The organism is Providencia hangzhouensis (assembly GCF_029193595.2).
Lineage (GTDB): Bacteria > Pseudomonadota > Gammaproteobacteria > Enterobacterales > Enterobacteriaceae > Providencia > Providencia hangzhouensis.
Map to the genome: position 1 here is coordinate 2218609 of NZ_CP135052.1, position 21010 is coordinate 2239618.

Genomic DNA, 21010 nt, shown 5'->3' on the forward strand with positions numbered 1-21010 from the left:
TAGATAGATAAAACAAAACATTATCTGTCGATAAAATGGACACTTAAGTTAGACTCCTTTTTATCAGTTTCCCCTGTATGATAATTTTAGCTGAATAATTACAAACGTCTTATAATAGCCATAAACTCATTTATGGCACTGTTAGTATCAATTACATTATTAGCATATCATCTTGCATTATCCTAAAAACTTGTTTCGCGTCAGAAAAATAAGAATACACCTAAAAATTGATATCGAATTGCATTTTTCTGCTATTTATTTTAATTAAATAAAATAAATAATCTGATTATTTTGTTTTTGCTGGTTTCTTTTTGTGTTATCGGTAACAAAAAAAGTAAATAAAATAGTGCCATATTGATTTTTAGAGTGAAAATTAATCAATTTTTAGTGGAAATTAGTTATCTCTTGTTCAGCACAAAACAATCTTTAGCACAAAATAGTATGAATTTCGTTTTGATGTGATGTGTTGAGTATAAGAAAACTGAGTTAATTCAATGAAAAAATTATGGGTAATTGATTAGGTGAATTGGAGCGTTTAGGAAGAGAAAGGTGACTAAAAAATAAAGAAAACTTTTTAATGCAGATTAAAAAAGCACCCTCAAAATACTGTTCAAAGACATAACAGAATAGGAAAGGGTGCTTAAGGCTTAAATTAATTGAGAATAAAATTAGTCACATTGTACTTTGATGGCTAGCCCGCCTCGGGATGTCTCACGATATTTCGCATTCATGTCTTTCCCGGTTTCGTACATAGTTTCAATGACTTTATCAAGTGAAACCCGTGGCTCACTTGTTCTGCGTAGGGCCATACGTGTGGCATTCACCGCTTTAACAGATGCGATTGCATTACGCTCAATACAAGGAACTTGTACTTGACCAGCAACAGGGTCACAAGTTAGACCTAAATTGTGTTCCATGCCGATTTCAGCAGCGATACAAACTTGCTCAGGGCTACCGCCAAATAATTCGGCCAGACCAGCTGCAGCCATAGAGCATGCTACACCGACCTCCCCTTGGCAGCCAACTTCAGCTCCTGAAATGGAAGCATTCATTTTGTATAAAATACCAATGGCGCCTGAAGCTAAGAAATAACGCATATACAGCTCTGGCGTTACCGGTTCTATGCAATGATTATAATACGCTAAAACGGCAGGTACGATACCACACGCACCGTTAGTCGGTGCTGTTACAACACGGCCGCCTGCTGCATTTTCCTCATTCACTGCTAAGGCATACATATTGATCAGGTCAACCACATTCATCGGATCATTAGATAGCTTACTTGATGAAGTGACCATTCGGTTTAGTGCCGGTGCACGGCGAGGAACACGCAATGGGCCCGGCAATACACCTTCGGTGCTTAAACCACGCTCAATACAGGCTTGCATTGTCTGCCATACATCAGCGAAATAGGCTTCGATCTCTTCTTTAGAATGAAGATCTAACTCATTTTTCATCATTAAGCTAGAAATCGAAAGGCCTGATTTTTTACAATTTAGTAGTAGCTCTTCAGCAGAGTTAAATGGATAAGAGACCGGTTTGCTATCAAGAGTAGATTCGCCAAAATGCTCTGCATCGACAATGAAACCACCACCAATGGAATAATAAGTTTTGGTGTAAATTTCTTCATTACCTGCAAAAGCATGAATTGTCATGCCATTTTCATGCAATGGCAGGTTGTCTTGACGAAAATTCATGCCACCCTCATTAGGGAAGTCAACGACCTGAAGACCATTCGCTAATGATAACTTTTCTGTTTCTTCTACATTTTTGATAAAAGTTGGGATGGATTCAATGTCGACAGTGGCAGGTAAGTTACCTGCTAGCCCCATAATAATGGCGATATCAGTATGGTGCCCTTTTCCAGTAAGCGATAATGACCCATAAACATCCACAGAAATACGAGTGACGTTAGGTAATAAATTTTTGCTTACTAAATCATCGACAAATTCTTTCCCAGCTTTCATTGGACCAACGGTATGAGAGCTTGAAGGGCCTATGCCCACTTTAAACATGTCGAAAACGCTTATCACGCAGGACTCCTTAAAAAAAAGATGAAAATGTAGTGCATTATTTTAAAAGGCGCTACTTTACTGTTATTTAGTAGTGTTAACCAGTAAGTTTAAAGTATTTTTTGAAATAAGGTAGTTGCTGAAGGGTAATTGATTGTAAATAGCACAAAATGTCTGTGATGTGGCTAAAAAAGCGACAAGTGGTAGAGATATATTTTGTCATATATGACGTGATATTTTGTCATCTTAAATAGATTTTACTGCAATAGTAACATTGTATGGTGAAAAGTTGTGTTAAGTGTTAATCCAATTGCAAAGCAAGTTGGTGAATAATTGAAGCGGTTAACCCCCAAACTAAATGCCCCTTATACCAATAAAAAAAGATGCGGTTATGCCGCCCTGAACGGTTAATATCGACATATTTATGGCGTTGTAATGAAAGGGCATCAAATAAGGGAACTTCAAAGATAGCAGCGACTTCACTAGGGTTGGCTTGATATTGAATGTTATTTGGTACCAAACCGACGATTGGCGTAACTTCATAGCCACCATAACTTTGCAAGGGGCTTAACTGACCCAGTACCGTGACTTTTTCAGGAGGGATGGCCACTTCTTCATATGCTTCACGCAGTGCGGTATTCACAAGCGTACCATCCTCCGGGTCACTTGCCCCTCCTGGAAATGCGACCTGGCCTGCATGGGAGCGTAAAAAAGGAGAGCGTTGTGTGAGAAGTAATGTCGGATTGGGTTTATTGATAATGGGCAAAAGAACGGCTGCCGATTTACCCGCCTTAGGTCCAGACTGGCGGGTAGCCGGCAAAGTAAACTGAAAACGATTGATAAAGTTATTCAGTTCAGTCATCGTTATTGAGCGCTCCTAATAAAGGTAAAATCAGGCTTAATTTATCAAAGGTTTCTTGGTACTCTTTGTCTGCTTGGCTATCTGCAACGATACCACCGCCAGCCCAACAATAAACCTGCTTTTTATATGTCAGTAAAGTACGAATAGTAATATTGCTGTCCATATTACCATTGAAACTAATATAGCCGATTGCTCCACAATAGCCATGTCGGCGATGGGGCTCTAATTCTTCAATTATCTCCATTGCACGCACTTTTGGTGCGCCGGTTATTGAACCCCCAGGAAAACACGCTCGTAATAAATCAGTTGCACGGTATTGGCTATCTAACTTTGCCGTGACGGTACTAACCAGATGATGTACTGCCGGGAAAGCTTCAACAGCAAATAATTCAGGAACACTGACCGTGCCCGGTTTGGCAACACGACCAATATCATTGCGTAGCAAGTCAACAATCATCAAGTTTTCTGCGCGGTCTTTGACTGAATTAGCCAGTTTTTCAGCTTGTGCAAGATCATCTTGTTCATTATCTAGGCGCGGGAGCGTTCCTTTTATTGGGCGGGTTTGAATATCCCCATCTTGCAGAAAGATAAAACGTTCCGGTGAAATACTGATAACCGCATTTTCGGGGAGACGTATAAAAGAAGAGAAGGGAGCACCATTACGCTCAAGTAGCGCTAAAAATGCATTCCATTCATCTCCTTTATACTTGGCTTTAAACCTTTGTGCTAAATTGATTTGGTAGCAATCACCATTACGTAAATATTCATGGATGCGCGCAATATTATGATGATATGTCTCTTCAGACATATTAGATTTCCATGCCGAGGTTAATTGGAATTTGTTTTTACGGCCCTTTTTTTGACTATGTAGCCAAGCTAACCGAGCATCAACATCATCATAACTAATTAATGTAGTTGTTTTATTATGGTGATCAACGATAAGTGCCCACAAGTAGATGCCAATCGCCATGTCTGGAAATTGTAGTTCTGTGGTTGAAATTTCAGGTAATCTTTCAATGCGCCGGCCTAAATCATAACTCCAAAGGCCGAGGGCACCGCCGTTGAAGGGACATTCGGTCTCTTCCTGGTATTTCGGTTGGTATTTATCAAGCAACCCTTGAAGAAGTTCAAAAGGATCTGATTCAGAAACGATAGGGGCCTGATTTTGCTCTGAGATAGTTGTTTCAAGCTGATAAGTCGTCAGTGTGGCAATAGGGTCAGCAACGATAATATCAAAGCGATTATGTGAGTGTTTTGCATTGCCTGAATGCAGTAACATCGCCCATGGCTGGTGTGCCAGTGGGGTAAAATAATCAATGGCAGTGTTTGGGCTATAAGGTAATTGGATTTTTTTGATAACCATAATGATGAGTCTAAATTTCCGCAAGTGAATCAATACAGATTAACATATATTCTTATCTTAATAATCGAAGAGATGTTAAAATGTTAACTATTGATTTTAGTCTTTTATTCATGAGGTTTAAACCATGTTTTCTGGTATGCCAGCACTTAATCACCAAGAACAGCAAGAAGCAGTTGAAAAAATTCATCAATTGATGGCGGAAGGTATGAGTAGTGGTGAGGCAATTGCATTAGTTGCTCAAGAAATTAGAGAAAAGCACCAAGGTAAAGAGCAAATCCATGTTCGTTTTGATGATGAAAATTAATAATCTGTAAACATACTATTAACATCCATGCATAAACCTGATAGATTAATATTAGTTAAGTCATTCTATTTATCAATGAAGACTAGATAATAACCAGAAGATAACTGGTATCTGATAGGCTGAAATATGCCGCTAAACTAATCAAAAATCTTTACCTAGTAATAGGTATCGGAGGATGGTATGGAAGCGAATCAAAAAATTGCTGTAGTTTTAGGTACTTGTGCGCTGGTTTTTAGCTCTTTTGCGTTAAGCGCAAATAATGAAGAAGGTAAAGCAGCGCCTTTCGTCAGTTGTGGTACGTTAACTGAGCCACAAATTGCAGCACAAGTGAAAAGCGATTTTATGCATAATCGTTTACCTCGCTGGACAGATGAAAAAGCGGCTTTAGGCAAGAAAGCGGTTGCATGGGTCAATGATAGTGAAGTCACTAAAACCGAAACAGGCTACAGGGTACCGTTAGTTGTTCGTGGTGCAAAATCTGACTTACATTATTCAGTCGCGGTAGACTGCCAAAATAATACAGTGACATATAATACGGCGAAATAAATTTTTTAATCTTGAGAATCAAGGGGTAACCATTAAGGTTATCCCTTTTTTGTATCATTTCTTTTGTGTCTTCGTGAGACTAGCGATTTCGTGGTTCATAAGGCATACGTGCAAAGTTTTGCGACAGTTGTCGGTAGTAGACTAATCGCTCCCTGAAATACTCCCTTAAGTGCTCAGGTTGTTCTCGCTCAACAGCTTCAGCAATGATGGCAATGTTATAGCGTTCTTTAAATGCAACACCGGAAGCTAAAAGGTCGACATTGACCTTATCCATTTCATCTTTAGGCAATAAAGCAAGATTATGGCTCATATTTGATCTCTACTGTTAAATTCATACGCCATTATTGTAACTGGATAATGAGAAAAAATCTCAATACCTTAATTGGAATAATGAAAAACAATAGTTAAATTTCTCTATTTATATATTAGTAATTAAGGGAAAAAACAGGGAAAGATAATGAGATTGATTATTATTGTTTTTAACAAAAGTTATTAATTATCAGTAAATTGGATTTTTTTGTTTTAAGATTGTTTTAGGGTTTTAATTGTTTTAATACTGTGCATAATATACTCATGAATAATTAATCGATAAGGCATAAATATGTTAACTACAGATATGGTCAAAAAATTAAACGAACAATTAAACCTTGAATTTTATTCTGCAAATCTTTATTTGCAAATGAGCGCTTGGTGTAGTGACAAAGGCTATGAAGGTGCTGCAGCGTTCTTAAAAGCACACTCACAAGAAGAAATGGAACATATGCAGCGTTTATTTGATTACCTTAGTGACACTGGGGCATTACCCCTGTTAGGGCAAATTGCAGCGCCACCAGTTGATTTCAAATCAATTAGCGATGTATTTCATCAAACTTATGAACATGAGCAATTAATTACTCGTGAAATTAATAAATTGGCTCATTTAGCAATGACAACACAAGATTATTCTACATTTAATTTCTTACAATGGTATGTTGCAGAGCAACACGAAGAAGAGAAATTATTTAAATCAGTACTGGATAAACTGGATATGGTGGGTGAGTCTGGTAAGGCACTATTCTTGTTAGATAAAGATTTGAAAAACATGTCAGCGGCAACACATGTTTAATCTACACGCCAGTAAGTAAATAGAAATATCGTTTTATCTCCATGTAAAACATAAAGACCTCTCTAGGCTTATGGGCATGAATCCTGCAATTCAATGTTCATAAGTCTTTTTCTTTTCATTTTGTGTGAAAACTCACAGGATAGGCCGATAAAACCCATTTTTAAGCAGTAAAATGGTTTGTTTTCCGTATAATGATTGGTAATTATTCTAAATTCACCTGCAAATTAAGAGGTTACTATGCCAATTAACCCTATTAAATCTTCATGGCGCAAACTTAGCGCAGTCGCAGTTCTTTTTTTAGGTATGTCTTTCCAACAGGCATTTGCACATGCGCACTTAAAAGACCAACTTCCTGCTGAAGGTACGGCAGTAGAGCAAGCCCCAGAGTCTATCTCATTAAGCTTTTCTGAAGGCATTGAAGTTAATTTCACTAAGGTCAGTATTATCGGGCCTGAAAATAAAATAGTGAAAACCGGTAAAGCAATGTTAGACCCAAGTAACGATACAAAAGTGATTGTCCCTGTGGAAGACAAGCTCGTTGCTGGGAAATATGACGTTAATTGGAGCGTCGTTTCTGTCGATGGACACAAAACAAAAGGAACGTATAGCTTTACAGTGAAATAATATGTCACTAGAAGCTTTTTATACCCTTATTCGCTTTATTCATTTTATCGCTGCAATATTGATGTGTGGAATGTCAATATTTGCAGTGGTACTTAGTCGTGAGCCATTTAATTATTTGCTCAGCCGCTATTTGAATAAAGGTATTTTCTTCTGCGCCATCGTTACCGTGTTAACAACTTTTGGTTGGATGCTTGCACAAGCAGGCCTGATGGGAGATGGTTGGCAAGATAGTATCGATTTGGATATATGGCAAGGGGTTTTAGGGACGTCATTCGGTCAAGTATGGCGTTGGGAACTTTTGTCATCTGTATTATTGTTATTGGTTTTATTTGTAAAACCAATCCAATTGCGATTGAAACTCATATTGGTTTTTTCAGTGATCCTACTTGGTTTGCATGCTTTTATTGGGCACGCGGCTATGCATGATGGCTTACTCGGAACCCTCCACCGCATCAATCAATTCATTCATCTTATTAGTTCAGCCTATTGGTTTGGCGGTTTGTGGCCATTTTTAATTTGCATTCAATTTTTACGCAATAAAAAAGAAATGGTCGAAGGGATGGATAAACACATTGTGAATACCATGATGCGTTTTTCGCGTTATGGCCATATCGCTGTTGCACTGGTTATTATTACAGGGGTCATTAGCGCAATAACGCTCTTACCTGGCTGGCCATTAAACTATTCAGGGTCTGAATACCAATCACTACTTTGGTTTAAGATCATTTTAGTGGGAGGAATGCTTCTATTGGCTATTATCAATCGCTATTACATCGTGCCGATTATTAAGCAAAAAGGGCGGGTCAACACCCTAATTATTAACAGTTGGGTTGAGTTACTGTTAGGGACTATGGCTATCCTTTCGGTGGCGATTTTTGCAAGCTACCAGCCAATCTAGCTAAACTTTTATATTTAATTGATAATAACGCGAAGATATCTTTAATGTTTGATAAGGCACTACCATGAAATTTAAACTCATTATTTGCACACTGTTATTGGCTGGTACCGTAAGTACTGCTTTTTCTGCACCGTTAACATCCGTGAGTAAGAAACAATTTGGAGATGATTGGCCATTTACTCGTGAGGAGGTCATGTTAGAGTGCCGTCATAATGGGGCTTTGGTCGTTATTAACCCTGCGACATTAATGCAATATCCATTAAATGATATAGCAACTGAATTGATGAATAAAAAAGAAATTAAAGCACAGCCTATTGATGTGCTGCTTAAGCCTATCGATAGCACCAAGACAGTTGTGGAAAGAATATTACCTATAAAAGAAGCCGCTGAAAAGTTGTGTGTTAGCAACTAAGCTGATAGCAAAGTAAAACCATTAGAGCATAAAGGAAGTGGTGAATTAATAAATTATCATTGTTATTCAATTAGTTGATTGATTGAAAGGTTTGAATGATTAGGTGAATAGGTTTAACCTATTAAACAAATAGTTCAATATTATAAAATCAAGAAATAAATTGTGTTAATAATATGTGAAAATATTGATAATAAACATGGTAAGAACGTGCATTGAAAGCTAGTATTAGAGTGTACTTTGTTACGTCTCAATGGCAATTTTAGCGCACGGCTCTGCCAGAGCCATTTCCCAAGGCCCGGTAATCGGAATCTACCAGGCCTCTTTTTTTGCCTATTATTTTGTTAGTTCTCATTTCATATCAGCTTTTCAGTTCCTACCTACTTATATGCTTAGTCAATAGCCTAAGTGTACTAACAAAATTCTTAAGCAAGTTTCATCACCCAATGGTGATTTTCTTTGTCATAACGATCACGATAGAGCAGGACTGGCTTTTCATCTAAAGTTGCAGGGATACTTGTATGCTCGTCCCAGCCATCAAGCTGCATGCAAAAATCGGTATCAGAATCACATGGAATACTCACTGTGTCGCTTTTATGGGAAGCCATAACTGCATCATTAATTTCATAGGAAGATATTTTCAATTTTACAATACACATAACTGCACCTCATTCATTGATTTTAACTATGTATAAACAGCCCAATGAAATTAAGCATAGTATAAATGGAATTAATTTCCAAAATAATTTTTATGACGTATGAAGGGTTAGGGTGCTATATGTGGTTAATATGCACCCTAATAGTGGTTATTTTTTAGGAATAGAAGTTCCCCAGTCCATGTAATCTTTAGGGGGTTCCAACTTCAGGATGAAATGCTGTTCAGGCTTGGCTTTTGGGGCTAAAGGCACTGACGGCGGGGTTGCGAAGGAAATGCCACCGCGTACAAATTGTTTGAAAGTCCCACTCTTGGCGACACCACCAGTTAAACCAAATGAGAAATTAAAACCGGAAGATTGCCAAAATTCTGTATTATTGCGAATGAGATATTGGTATTCCTTGCCAATGCGTGTGGCAACATATACGCGATCGGAAAGCTCTCCCAAATATAGACCTGTAACAACACCGACTTCTAGGCCTCTGAATAAAATAGGCGTGCCAACTTGAACGGAGCCGACATCACTCGCATCAAGGTAAATAGTTAAACCGTCTAGATAACGCGAGTCTGTAATATTTGCAGCTTGTAATTCAAATTGATAACGGCTTTTATTATTACGTCCTGGCTCTGCACTAATATAGGGTTGTAATATGCTATCTAAATTATTTAAACCCGCAGGGGATAATTCAGGTGTTACAACTGCGAAACGGCTTCCTAACCGGGTAAAAGCACTGACATATTCAGGGTATAGAATGGCTTTTGCTTGTACTTCACGTTTATCAGATGACAATTTTAATGATTCAATTTGGCCAATATTGATGCCCAAATAACGGATAGGCATGCCTTCTGAGAGTTTTGATGCATCAAATGTTGTTAATGTAATGATGCTTCCTATTGCTTTCGCGGAGGTTTCATTTGGATAAAGTGTGTGTTGGCGAGCAGTATTGGCAACACCTCCATCCAGGTTATCAAAGCTAATTGCACCGCTAATGGCTCGGCTCAGCGGTGCCGCTTGAACGGTTAAACCATTACCATTAAGTTGAACTTTTGCACCACCTTCAGCCCAAAATACACTGTTTTCAGTGAGTAAGTGAAGATATTCATTTGAGATATTTACATTGATCGCAAACCCAGCCTTGGTCGGTTTAATGGCAATTATTTTGCCGACTGCAAATTGGCGATAAAGAACAACAGAGCCTGCCTGAATGTCTGGTAATGTTGTGGTATTGAGAGTGATAGTTGTGGGTGGTAAAGCCCCTAAAATACCCGCTTTTGCATTATCATCACTACGATATAAAGGAAAAGTTTCTGGGAGTTTTTCTTGGCTTTGTCCTGCTATCAGATGAATACCACCATCTAACCACTCTTGGGGAGTAGCTCCTTGGAATTGTAATCCATTAAGACCTAATTGGATATCCACTCGGCTATTAGCAACAAACTTGCTGTCTTCTCGAACAAGATGTTGGAACTCATCATATATCAGGATATTAAAATTTACTTTCTCAGTTGCTAAGTGACGCTGTAACACCTCACCAATTTGAATGCCCTTATAAACAATAGGTTGGCCTTTATCGACGCCATAAGTGTCATGTGCCCAAAGTGTTAGCAACAGGGGGTCTTTACCATCTTGTTCTGCGGTTTGGGCTATTTTTTTACTGTCTTGTAGGACAAATTTTTGCCCTTCTTCTGCTTGTGGGCTGTCTTGTGGTGAATCAAAAGCAATGGCGCCATTTATAACAGCAGAAAGGCTTTCCATTTTTACGCTAGCGCCAGATTTAAGGTCAAAGCTGCCTTGTAGCCCTGACACATTCCAAAACTGGCTCTCTTTACGGACCAAGTGAACATAAGGTTTTTTGACAACGGCAGAAATGGAAACCCCTTGGTTATCAGGCAAAATGGTGTAGTCTGAAATATAACCAACAGGGACTTTCCGGTAATAAATAGGCGAGTTTTCATTCAGTGAGCCTAAATCTGGAGCAGTCAGGTGAATAAGTAATTCACCTTTATCAATGTCTAGCTGCGGTGGTGTGTCTTGTGCAACAAAAGAGAACTGTTCTGTTCCTGTGCTTGGTAACATACCAATGTAATTTCCACCAACTAAAGCATCAAGACCAGAAACACCCGCTAACGATGCTTTGGGGGTCACTAACCAAAATTTAGTCCCTGAATTTAAGGCTGGCCGCATATCTTTATTCACACTAGCAGTGACAATGATGGTTTTCATATTTTTACTGATAGCAACGGATTGTACTAAACCTACTTCAACCCCTTGATACCGGATAGGCGTTCTATTGGCGACGACTCCAGGTGCGGATGTAAACTCAATAGTGATATCCGTTCCTCGTTCAGCCCAATGTTGAAACAAAAGCCAGCCTGCAATGAAAATAGCGACTAAAGGCAATAGCCAGAAAGGCGAAATTTGCCTGCGTTTGCGTAATATGGCTTCTGATATTTCTTCAGAGGGTTCATTTTGTAGGTTTTGATTTTCCATAAGAATCCCAAATTAAACGGCTATCTAACCACTCAACAGCCAAAATTGTTAAAATAACGGCTGAACCAAAATACAGTGCGGCTGGCCCCATAGTAAAAGACATGAGTTGATCACGGTTAACGAGTGTCATCATCAAGGCGATGACAAATAAATCTAGCATTGACCAACGACCAATCCACGAAACAAACCTAAGTAATTTCATACGTAAAATAGGGTCAGTATTGCTTTTTAAATGGATAGAAAACAGTAGCAATATCATAATAATAATCTTAATAAATGGAACCAGTATACTGGCGATGAATACAATAACTGCGATTGGCCAGTTACCTGAATCAATTAAAGAGACAACCCCAGAATAAATGGTGTCTTCTAAGCGCTGTCCATTGAGATAAAAAATAGAGATTGGCATTAAATTAGCAGGAAACAATAACACCATGGCAGCAATTAGTGCGGCCCAAGTTTTTTGTAAGCTATAAGGTTCCCGATAATGAAGAGGGCGATGACATCGTTTGCATTTCCCATTCCAATTTGCGGGCCCAGTGTAATGGCAAGCCGTGCAAGTTAGCGAGTTATCTTGTACTTTTTTATTATTGATGGGATAAAATTTTTGCCATAACTCATCTAGGTTTATGTGGATGAGAATTAATAAACTGAGAATAGACATAGTAATAAAAGCCACTAAGCCATGCCCAATGAATACACTTGCATAATCTTGCATTTTAATGGCGGCAATACCCAATGCTATTAGGTAAACATCTAACATAACCCATTCTTTGATGTGGCTTAACACTAAAAGAATAGGCCGGAGATTCAAATTGATATGCTGACCAATAGATAACAATAAAATTAAAATTGGTAATAATAAGGGGGCTGCAATAGCACAAAAAGCCACTATACTGGCAGTAAATGGATCCCCTTGTTGATTAATTAAGCGTATACCTTCAATGACATTTGCATTAATTTGGCTTCCTAATAAATGAATAGAAATAAGGGGTTGCCAAAAAGCAATGGGAGCAAGCATCAGTAATGTGATAGCCAGTATTGATAAACGGTTGAGTGACCAAGAACGTCCATCATTAAGTTGACTAGAACAGCGAGGACAAACAACGACTTGTCGTACGTTGGCTCGAGGGGTTAGTAGCTTCTGATTGCAATGATTACAACGTTGAAAAAGCAAATCAGTGTGGTTAATGTAGTTCATATTGACTCATTTTAGGTGGTTACCTAGATGTAATCTAGTGTAAAAAAATTTACCTCAAAGTGACAAATTGGTAACCTTAGGGCTACGCTTACAAACATTCGATTAATTGCTTGATTATTACAAGAAATAATTATGGATAAAAAGAAGTATTATCTTGAACTTTCGGACAATCTCTCTGCATTACTTGCAGGTGAGTATGATTTAATTGCAACTTTAGCAAATACCAGTGCATTATTATATGAATATTTAGAAGGGGTTAACTGGGCTGGTTTTTATCTCAGTAATGGGCAAGAATTAGTTCTGGGTCCTTTCCAAGGTAAAGTTGCGTGTGTTCGAATTCCTTTTGGTAAAGGCGTTTGTGGTACAGCTTTTAGTAATAACCAAGTTCAGCGTATAGAAGATGTTCATGCCTTCCCAGGTCATATTGCCTGTGATGCAGCAAGTAACGCTGAAATTGTGTTCCCTTTGGTAGTTAGTGGGCAAATTATCGGGGTTTTAGATATTGATAGCCCAAATATTAGCCAATTCGACCAAGAAGACGAAAAAGGGCTACAACACCTTGTAAACCAGTTGTGCCAACATCTGGCAATGTGTTCTATGCCTAAATATCACTAAATAATGGTCAGTTAAATTAATAGTAACGTGGCAATTGTCAGCAACACGATTATAATGTCGGCTTGTTCATGCCCGTGAGGTTGGCAAAATCGTTGTTATCAGGAAATTTCATGGAAAATCAACCTAAGTTGAATAGTAGTAAAGAAGTTATCGCATTTCTAGCAGAGCGTTTTCCTCGCTGTTTTATCGCTGAAGGCGAAGCACGTCCGTTAAAAGTCGGAATTTTTCAAGATATCGTAGGATGCTTAAAAGAAGAAGATGGTATTAGCAAAACGCAATTGCGTTCTGCGTTACGCATGTATACTTCTAGCTGGCGTTATCTCTACGGTGTTAAAGAGGGCGCTAAACGCGTTGACTTAAATGGTGAAGATTGTGGTGAATTAGATGCAGAACATATTGCTCATGCGCGCCAACAATTAGCCGAGGCTAAAGCTCGCGTTCAAGCACAACGTGCTGAACAAAAAGCACAAAAACGTCCAGCAGCGAAAAAAGCGAGTGAGAAAACCCCTCGTAATCAAGATGCAGCTAAAGAAAAAACGCCTCGTCGCCGTCCGTCAGATAATAAAGAACGCTCGCAAAATACATCTGCTAAAGCCCCTCGTCGTAATACACCTGCGCCAGAGCAAAATCTGAAATCAGTCACTGATATCAATACCCTTCAAATTGGTCAAACTTTGAAAGTGAAAGTCGGTACCAGTGTGATGGACGCCTCTGTGCTGGAAATTGCGAAAGATGGTGTTAGGGTTCAATTGCCAACAGGGCTGGCAATGATTGTACGCGCGGAACATTTAAAGTTCTGATACGGAGGTCAATCAGGTCATGAACAAACTTCTTAAAATTGCATTGGTGGTAAGTCTAGCGACTTTTGGCAGTGCAATAGCTAATACTCAAGCAGTGGCTCCGGTCACTGCGGCTCAGTTACCTGTCTTAAAACAGAGTGCACAGCACGGTACTGTGAGTGAAAGGGTCACCTCTCGGTTTACTCGCTCACATTATCGCCAATTCGATTTAGACAATGCGTTTTCTGGGAAGATATTTGATCGTTATCTCAATATGTTAGATTTCGGTCATAATGTTTTACTTCAATCCGATATTGACCAATACGCCAAAGATAAAGGCAAAGTGGGTCAGTGGCTTGAGGATGGCAAATTAGATACGTTCTATGACCTGTATAACCTGTCTCAGGAAAGACGTTTCGAGCGCTTTAAATATGCATTGGCTCGTTTAGAGCAACCCATCGATTTAAATGCGACTGATTCTATTGAAGTTGACCGTTCAAAATCACCATGGCCTAAAGATAAGCAAGAGCTTGATCGTCTATGGGACCAAAAAGTGCGTTATGATTGGTTGAATTTAAAACTATCAGGTAAAGATGATAAAGAAATCAAAGAGAAACTGACAAAACGCTATAATTTTGCGTTGCGGCGTTTAACGCAAGCGCAAAGTGAAGACGTTTTTCAATTGATAGTTAACTCTTTCGCTCGTGAAATTGATCCACACACAAGTTATCTGTCGCCTCGTAATACTGAACAATTTAATTCAGAAATGAGCTTATCATTAGAAGGAATTGGTGCGGTATTACAGCAAGATGACGAAAATACGGTTATTAACTCATTAGTTGCTGGGGGGCCAGCTGCTAAAAGTAAAGAGCTAAAAGTCGGCGATAAAATTATCGGTGTTGGCCAAACGGGTAAACCTATTGTTGATGTGGTTGGCTGGCGCCTTGATGATGTGGTTGCTTTAATTAAAGGCCCGAAAGGAAGTAAAGTTCGGTTAGAAGTCGTTTCTGATACTAAAGGGGCGAAACCTCATATTGTCACCATAGTTCGGGAGCAGATCCGACTGGAAGACCGAGCAGTCAAACTGACGATTAAACAGCAAGGTAAAGATAAAGTTGCTGTTTTAGATATTCCTGGTTTTTATGTTGGTTTAACCAATGATGTTAAAACTCAATTGCAAAACTTGGCTAAAGATAATGTTTCCGCATTGGTTATTGATTTACGCGGTAATGGTGGTGGAGCATTAACCGAAGCGGTCTCTTTATCAGGTTTGTTTATTCCGAAAGGGCCAATTGTTCAAGTTCGTGATAATAACGGTCAAGTTCGCCAAGATATTGATGATGACGATGTTATTTATTATAAGGGGCCTCTTGTTGTTTTAGTCGACCGCTTTAGTGCATCCGCATCTGAGATTTTTGCTGCAGCAATGCAAGATTATGGCAGAGCGATGATTGTTGGGGAACCGACCTTTGGTAAAGGAACTGTTCAGCAGCACCGTAGTTTGAGCCGTGTTTACGATCAAATGCTAAAACCAGAATGGCCTTCATTAGGTTCTGTCCAATATACCATTCAGAAGTTTTACCGAGTTAATGGTGGTAGCACACAACGTGAAGGTGTAACCCCTGATGTGATAATGCCTACAGGCCAAGACCCAGCTGAAACTGGAGAAAGCTTTGAGGACAATGCATTACCATGGGATAGTATTCCACCGGCAAAATATACACCTGTTGGTAATGTGTCTTCTGATTTATCACCAATAAAAACTCAGCATTTGGCACGTATTAGCAAAGACCCTGAATTCAACTATATTGATGAAGATATTGCTCGCTATAAAGTAAACAAAGAGAGTAAGAATCTTATTTCGCTCAACTATGCAGAGCGCCAAAAAGAAGATTCAGAACTTGAAGCGACAAAATTGAAACGTATAAATGAACGTAATACTCGGGAAGGTAAACCACTATTGAAATCAATTGATGATTTGCCTAAAGATTACGAGGGGCCAGACCCATACCTCGATGAAACGGTGAAAATGGCGATCGACTTAGCTAATCAACATACTAAGCTATTATCAAATAATAAATAATATTCTCTTAGTGTTTAACGGAATTAAGCCAGCGAAAGCTGGCTTAATTTTTTGAGTTTCTTTAACGCTATCTTAATCCGCTTAGAAAATAGAAAATCAAATGTTAATTTATTGTTAATTTTGGTGTTTTTAGTCAGTAGCTATTAAATTAGTGCAGTTTTATTCTTTATTTATTTTATTTTCCAAAACGACTGACTGAAATTGATGATTAATTATAGGTTTCTTTACCTTTACTTAATTTATCCTAAACTTTTGGTATAGCTTTCCTTAACAACGAGACAATACCATGCGTAAATTATTTGTAGGATTAATGGCAGTTAGTGTAATGATGATTGCATCTATTAATACAGCGAATGCAAGAAATTACCCATGTTCTGGAAGTAAAGGGGGAATAGATCGCTGTGAAGATGGTAAATTTATTTGTAATGATGGTTCAACAAGTCGCTCAGAGCAAGTGTGTACCATAGAATTAAAAAATGATATTAACAGCAAAGCGAAAGCGGCTGGTGCTTCGATTGGTGCAGGTGTTGCTAAACAATCAAGTAAACCATCGGTTTCTGACTCAATAAAGAGCACGAGTGATAAAGCCAGTAAAACAGCCTCTGATAAAGCAAGCAAAGCCAGTAAAACAGCCTCTGATAAAGCAAGCAAAGCCAGTGATAAAGCATCAGATACAGCTAAGATAGTAAAAGAAAAAGCCGCTAAAACGACAGATAAAGAATCAGCAAAAGCGGTGAAAGAAAAAGCTAGCAAAGCGACAGATAAAGAATCAGTAAAAGCGGTGAAAGAAAAAGCTAGCAAAACGGCAGATAAAGAGCCAGCAAAAGCAGTGAAAGAGAAAGCTAGCAAAACGACAGATAAAGAGCCAGCAAAAGCAGTGAAAGAGAAAGCTAGCAAAGCGGCAGATAAAGAATCAGCAAAAGCGGTAAAAGAAAAAGCGTCTAAAGCCAAAGATAAAGAAACAGCTAAGACAGCAAAAGAGAAATCAACAAAATCGACTAAAGAGAAAACTAATTAGCGCGAGAACTAAACAACAGACAGCGATAGAACAGAATAGTGCCACTTAATGTGGCATTATTTTTTAATAGAGTGGAAGTAAAAGTAAATATTCATTCATTTGGCAAACAATGTGAGTGATAATATAGATAAATACACTAAATTTTTTTTGGTGATTGGCTAACTAGCTTTATCGTTTCAATTACAAATAGCTTTGAATTTAAATGGTTACAAAATGAGCCTTTAAAAACAAATGGTTAAATTCTTACTAAAGAAGTTATCATTTATTTAGAGCATAATGATGAGTTTTGAACGCAGCTATGTAAAGTTATGTTATTTTTTAGGGTTTTCGCGTTAATGCACTTGAAAAAGTGTGAAAAAACCTTATTTATAAAGTAAATTCTACGTATATTTGTTTTTACCAAGGAATACATAAAAAATGATGAGAATTGCTTTATTCTTACTCACAAACTTAGCGGTTATGTTTGTGTTTGGGATAATCCTAAGCTTAACTGGGATCAGAGGTAGTAGTGTCCAAGGCCTCATGATCATGGCTGGCCTATTTGGTTTTGGTGGTGCTTTCATATCACTACTGATGTCCAAATGGATGGCTCTAAAATCAGTGGGTGGTGAGGTTATTGAAACTCCACGTAACCAAACAGAACAGTGGTTAGTATCAACTGTTGAGCGTCAAGCAAAACAAGTTGGAATTCAGATGCCACAAGTGGCTATTTATCATGCTCCAGATATTAACGCGTTTGCAACAGGGGCTCGCCGTGATGCTTCGCTTGTTGCAGTAAGTACTGGGCTATTAGAGAATATGAGCCGTGATGAGGCTGAAGCTGTTATCGCTCATGAAATTAGCCACATCGCGAATGGTGACATGGTGACGATGACCTTATTACAAGGTGTGGTGAACACGTTCGTCATCTTTATTTCACGTATTATCGCACAGGTTGCGGCAGGCTTTATGTCCAACAGTGATAACGAAAGTGAAAGTAGTAATGGTAACCCAATGGTTTATTTTGCGGTTTCCATGGTACTTGAAATCGTCTTCGGTATTTTGGCAAGCATCATTACTATGTGGTTCTCTCGTTATCGTGAGTTCCATGCGGACGCGGGTTCTGCAAAATTAGTCGGCCGTGAAAAGATGATAGCTGCATTGCAACGGTTGAAAACGAGCTATGAGCCACAAGAAGAAGGCCGTTTGATGGCGTTTTGCATCAATGGTCGTGGTAAAGCATTCAGTGAATTATTTTTATCACACCCACCATTAGACAAACGTATTGAAGCATTGCGCTCAGGTGAATATTTAAAATAGCCTAAATAATAGTCTAAAGTTAGCTTTAAATAGACAACGATTTTAGTATCTGCCCAGTAATAATTTAATTACTGGGCATTTTTTATCTATACAATATGGTAAATATGCTCCCTCAAAATACCCATTCATAGCTACAAACTCAATTCTAATTCTGACTCGCAATAAATTGTATTAATAACTGTAATCGATAAATCACAAGTGAGCTTACTCACAATCTTCTATTTTAAATGATGAATTACTGAAAATTTGTTCGCTTTTATTTTACTTTTAATCTTTATTAGATTGATAAGGAATTGTTATGAATTCGATTGTTTTGTTAATTAATATGAATTAATTGGGGGTGGGATGGATTTGATAACTACGTGGTTAAGTGAACTAAATGGAGTGGTTTGGGGAGTACCAATGCTGGTTGGGATCTTAGGCGTTGGTATTTATATGCAAATCCGGCTTGCATTTTTACCGATAAGAAAAATTGGGACAGGTTTTAAGTTATTGTTTCAAAAGAATGAATCACGGGGTGAGGGACAAATATCGCCTTTTAATGCATTAATGACAGCGTTATCGGCAACGATTGGTACAGGGAATATTGCCGGAGTTGCAACCGCAGTGGTCATGGGAGGGCCGGGAGCGTTATTCTGGATGTGGATGACGGCATTGGTAGGAATGGCAACAAAATATTCTGAGGCGGTGTTAGCTGTTCGTTTTCGTGAAGTCGATAAATATGGCCAATATATTGGTGGCCCAATGTACTACATTAAAAATGGATTAGGCCCTAAATGGATTTGGCTGGGAACACTGTTTGCCTTTTTCGGTGCATGTGCCAGTTTTGGTATCGGCAATACGGTACAAGCGAACTCAGTGGCAGATGTGCTAGAAAGTAACTTTGGCGTGCATAAATGGTTGACCGCAGGGGCTTTAGTTTTATTAGTTGGTGCGGTATTGATTGGTGGGCTGCGACGTATTTCTGATGTTGCAGGAAAACTTGTCCCATTTATGACTGTTGCCTATTTTGGCGCGGGGGTCATTGTGCTTGGTATTTATTTTACTGAGATCCCTGCGGCACTTTCTCTGGTTGTTACCTCGGCTTTTAACCCTGTTGCTGCTCAAGGTGGGTTTGCGGGGGCTGCTGTATGGGCTGCAATACGCTTTGGGGTTGCACGAGGCGTATTTTCCAATGAAGCAGGTTTGGGGAGTGCGCCTATCGCTCATGCCGCTGCAAAAACACAAAACCCTATTCGCCAAGGACTCATTGCGATGTTAGGGACATTTATTGACACTATCATTGTGTGCTCTGTCACAGGGTTAACTATCATTATTACTGGTGGTTGGCTGACCAGTGAAACAGGCGCGACATTAACCGCATCATCATTCCAAACGGCAATTCCCGGTGGAAATTATATTGTTGCTATCGCATTAGCCGTGTTTGCATTTACCACTATTCTGGGTTGGAGCTTTTATGGCGAAAAATGTGTGCAATATTTATTTGGGTTGCGAGCAATAAAGCCGTACAGAGTTTTATGGCTGATTGCTTTACCTATCGGCGCAACACAATCACTTGATTTTGTTTGGTTGTTGGCAGATACACTAAATGCCATGATGGCGATCCCTAATTTGATTGCCTTGTTACTTTTAAGCCCTGTTGTTTATCGGTTAACACGTGACCATATAAAAGATGTGAACGCAGACAGCATTGATATGGCAAAACAGTTGTACGACAATAAATCATAATCTATTGATAATAAGCTTCATTTTAATAGTGAAGCTTATTATTTCATTAATATCTCTCCTCTCATTCATCAAGCCTATCGATAGGTAATATATAAATCATCTATTTTTATAGGTAAAATTACGGGATGGCGTTAAATGCGCTATGCTTAGAAGAGAAGTTGTAAACCATGCGTATTTTATAAATTAAACAAGGGGATAGAATGGATATTCTGGAGAAAACGTTATTGTTTGGTAATGATTTTTTGACAACGACAAATCCCGCTAGGTTAGTTCCGTTTAAATTTGAGATCTACCGTTCTGAGCAAGGTTTTTACCATCGGATTTATAAGCAAGTTGGTATGTCAGGCGCTAACTTTGGGCAAACGTTTGAAGTGTGGGCTTTTGAAGAACAGAAAAGTTGGGATAAGCAAACCGACGATACAACAGTCGATGAATATATTCAGCATTGCCAAGATATTTATAAACGGAATAATACATAAGTTTTAGAAAAAAAAGCCCCCTTCATAGGGTTCTGAAGGGGGAGCTAAATGAATAAAGAATGGTTTAATTCATGAACAAAGATAGATGATTTTCATGATTAAAACTTAGTTATTTGTGCAGTTTAAACCACTTTATAGCATGTATATCCTTAAAATAGCATTTATCGCTAAATAATCTATTGGCGATACGCTGTTTTTATCTGTTCTAACGTATTTTTATAGGTTTCTGCCTGTTTTTCGTCTTCCATTTGTGCAACTTCACGTTGCATCTTGACCAAAATCTTACCTGCATCAGCTTGGCCGATAGCTTTTAGCATATGCGTTAATAAGTTTTTTAGGCAAGTAACTTCATCTGCTAAGGTATTAACGTTAGGTTCAGTAGGAAAATGGTTTTTCATTAAAGCGGTCCTTTAAGCATAAAAAATAATAGTGAGATTGTAGCATAGAAAGTAATGCGATGTATTTTCAGATAACTGAATGTAATAAATATTCAGATAAATGACTTAAATTTGAACGAATAATGAAACAGAATAGTCGAG

21 protein-coding genes are annotated in these 21010 nt (G+C 38.5%); 13 read left to right on the forward strand and 8 right to left on the reverse strand.

Annotated elements, in window-relative coordinates; all coding sequences use genetic code 11:
- Positions 1–668: 668 nt before the first annotated feature.
- From PZ638_RS09955 to pabB, 3 genes are all read right to left on the reverse strand, one after another.
- On the reverse strand, positions 669–2033 hold the full coding sequence (locus PZ638_RS09955) for an L-serine ammonia-lyase (RefSeq protein WP_036957685.1): 1365 nt from the start codon (positions 2031–2033) through the stop codon (positions 669–671).
- Between the two features lie 280 nt (positions 2034–2313).
- Positions 2314–2874, reverse strand: coding sequence for a CoA pyrophosphatase (locus PZ638_RS09960; protein ID WP_004253869.1), 561 nt, complete (start codon positions 2872–2874; stop codon positions 2314–2316).
- On the reverse strand, positions 2867–4237 hold the full coding sequence (gene pabB, locus PZ638_RS09965; RefSeq protein WP_206277935.1) for an aminodeoxychorismate synthase component 1: 1371 nt from the start codon (positions 4235–4237) through the stop codon (positions 2867–2869). Before pabB ends, PZ638_RS09960 begins: the two co-directional genes overlap by 8 nt.
- A 124-nt stretch (positions 4238–4361) precedes the next feature.
- On the opposite strand from pabB, the gene PZ638_RS09970 reads away from it, so the two are divergent.
- Together PZ638_RS09970 and yebF are read left to right on the forward strand one after the other, a co-directional pair.
- Positions 4362–4541 carry a YoaH family protein gene (locus PZ638_RS09970; protein ID WP_004253877.1) on the forward strand — a complete coding sequence of 60 codons (180 nt, stop codon included), beginning with the start codon at positions 4362–4364 and terminating at the stop codon, positions 4539–4541.
- 180 nt (positions 4542–4721) lie between these two features.
- Positions 4722–5087 (forward strand): protein YebF, encoded by a 366-nt coding sequence (yebF, locus tag PZ638_RS09975; protein WP_004253880.1) that lies wholly within the window; start codon positions 4722–4724, stop codon positions 5085–5087.
- 79 nt (positions 5088–5166) lie between these two features.
- Here yebF and PZ638_RS09980 read toward each other — a convergent pair whose 3' ends face one another.
- Positions 5167–5397 (reverse strand): DNA polymerase III subunit theta, encoded by a 231-nt coding sequence (locus tag PZ638_RS09980; protein ID WP_004253885.1) that lies wholly within the window; start codon positions 5395–5397, stop codon positions 5167–5169.
- Positions 5398–5688: 291 nt separating this feature from the next.
- On the opposite strand from PZ638_RS09980, the gene ftnA reads away from it, so the two are divergent.
- From ftnA to PZ638_RS10000, 4 genes are all read left to right on the forward strand, one after another.
- Positions 5689–6192, forward strand: coding sequence for a non-heme ferritin (gene ftnA, locus PZ638_RS09985; protein WP_004253892.1), 504 nt, complete (start codon positions 5689–5691; stop codon positions 6190–6192).
- Between the two features lie 237 nt (positions 6193–6429).
- Positions 6430–6816 carry a copper homeostasis periplasmic binding protein CopC gene (copC, locus tag PZ638_RS09990; protein ID WP_094960504.1) on the forward strand — a complete coding sequence of 129 codons (387 nt, stop codon included), beginning with the start codon at positions 6430–6432 and terminating at the stop codon, positions 6814–6816.
- A gap of 1 nt (position 6817) precedes the next feature.
- Positions 6818–7714 carry a copper homeostasis membrane protein CopD gene (gene copD, locus PZ638_RS09995; protein ID WP_094960505.1) on the forward strand — a complete coding sequence of 299 codons (897 nt, stop codon included), beginning with the start codon at positions 6818–6820 and terminating at the stop codon, positions 7712–7714.
- Between the two features lie 64 nt (positions 7715–7778).
- Positions 7779–8126, forward strand: coding sequence for a YebY family protein (locus PZ638_RS10000; RefSeq protein ID WP_004253900.1), 348 nt, complete (start codon positions 7779–7781; stop codon positions 8124–8126).
- Positions 8127–8548: 422 nt separating this feature from the next.
- Here the strand turns inward: PZ638_RS10000 and PZ638_RS10005 are convergent, their stop codons facing one another.
- The 3 genes from PZ638_RS10005 to yebS all read right to left on the reverse strand — a co-directional run bounded on the left by PZ638_RS10005 (position 8549) and on the right by yebS (position 12470).
- Positions 8549–8782, reverse strand: a complete 234-nt coding sequence (locus PZ638_RS10005; protein ID WP_004253902.1) for a DUF1480 family protein — start codon at positions 8780–8782, stop codon at positions 8549–8551.
- 147 nt (positions 8783–8929) lie between these two features.
- A complete protein-coding gene (locus PZ638_RS10010) occupies positions 8930–11269 on the reverse strand; it encodes a PqiB family protein (RefSeq protein ID WP_004253906.1) in 2340 nt (779 codons plus the stop codon).
- Positions 11244–12470 (reverse strand): membrane integrity lipid transport subunit YebS, encoded by a 1227-nt coding sequence (yebS, locus tag PZ638_RS10015; protein ID WP_094960507.1) that lies wholly within the window; start codon positions 12468–12470, stop codon positions 11244–11246. Before yebS ends, PZ638_RS10010 begins: the two co-directional genes overlap by 26 nt.
- Positions 12471–12602: 132 nt before the next feature.
- Here yebS and PZ638_RS10020 point away from each other — a divergent pair, with 132 nt between their 5' ends.
- From PZ638_RS10020 to PZ638_RS10050, 7 genes are all read left to right on the forward strand, one after another.
- Positions 12603–13085, forward strand: a complete 483-nt coding sequence (locus PZ638_RS10020) for a GAF domain-containing protein (protein ID WP_004253911.1) — start codon at positions 12603–12605, stop codon at positions 13083–13085.
- A 110-nt stretch (positions 13086–13195) separates the two neighbouring features.
- Positions 13196–13885 carry an RNA chaperone ProQ gene (gene proQ / locus PZ638_RS10025; protein WP_036957687.1) on the forward strand — a complete coding sequence of 230 codons (690 nt, stop codon included), beginning with the start codon at positions 13196–13198 and terminating at the stop codon, positions 13883–13885.
- Positions 13886–13904: 19 nt separating this feature from the next.
- Complete coding sequence (gene prc / locus PZ638_RS10030) at positions 13905–15947, forward strand: carboxy terminal-processing peptidase (protein ID WP_004253916.1); 2043 nt, start codon at positions 13905–13907, stop codon at positions 15945–15947.
- A 286-nt stretch (positions 15948–16233) separates the two neighbouring features.
- Positions 16234–16965, forward strand: a complete 732-nt coding sequence (locus PZ638_RS10035) for a cell envelope biogenesis protein TolA (RefSeq protein ID WP_180311934.1) — start codon at positions 16234–16236, stop codon at positions 16963–16965.
- Positions 16966–17382: 417 nt separating this feature from the next.
- On the forward strand, positions 17383–18264 hold the full coding sequence (gene htpX, locus PZ638_RS10040; protein ID WP_004253918.1) for a protease HtpX: 882 nt from the start codon (positions 17383–17385) through the stop codon (positions 18262–18264).
- Between the two features lie 345 nt (positions 18265–18609).
- Positions 18610–19992, forward strand: a complete 1383-nt coding sequence (locus PZ638_RS10045) for an alanine/glycine:cation symporter family protein (protein WP_094960510.1) — start codon at positions 18610–18612, stop codon at positions 19990–19992.
- A gap of 200 nt (positions 19993–20192) precedes the next feature.
- Positions 20193–20471, forward strand: coding sequence for a hypothetical protein (locus PZ638_RS10050; RefSeq protein ID WP_004253921.1), 279 nt, complete (start codon positions 20193–20195; stop codon positions 20469–20471).
- Positions 20472–20647: 176 nt separating this feature from the next.
- On the opposite strand, the gene PZ638_RS10055 is transcribed toward PZ638_RS10050, so the two are convergent.
- Positions 20648–20869, reverse strand: a complete 222-nt coding sequence (locus PZ638_RS10055; protein WP_004253922.1) for a DUF2594 family protein — start codon at positions 20867–20869, stop codon at positions 20648–20650.
- Between the last annotated feature and the right edge of the window lie 141 nt (positions 20870–21010).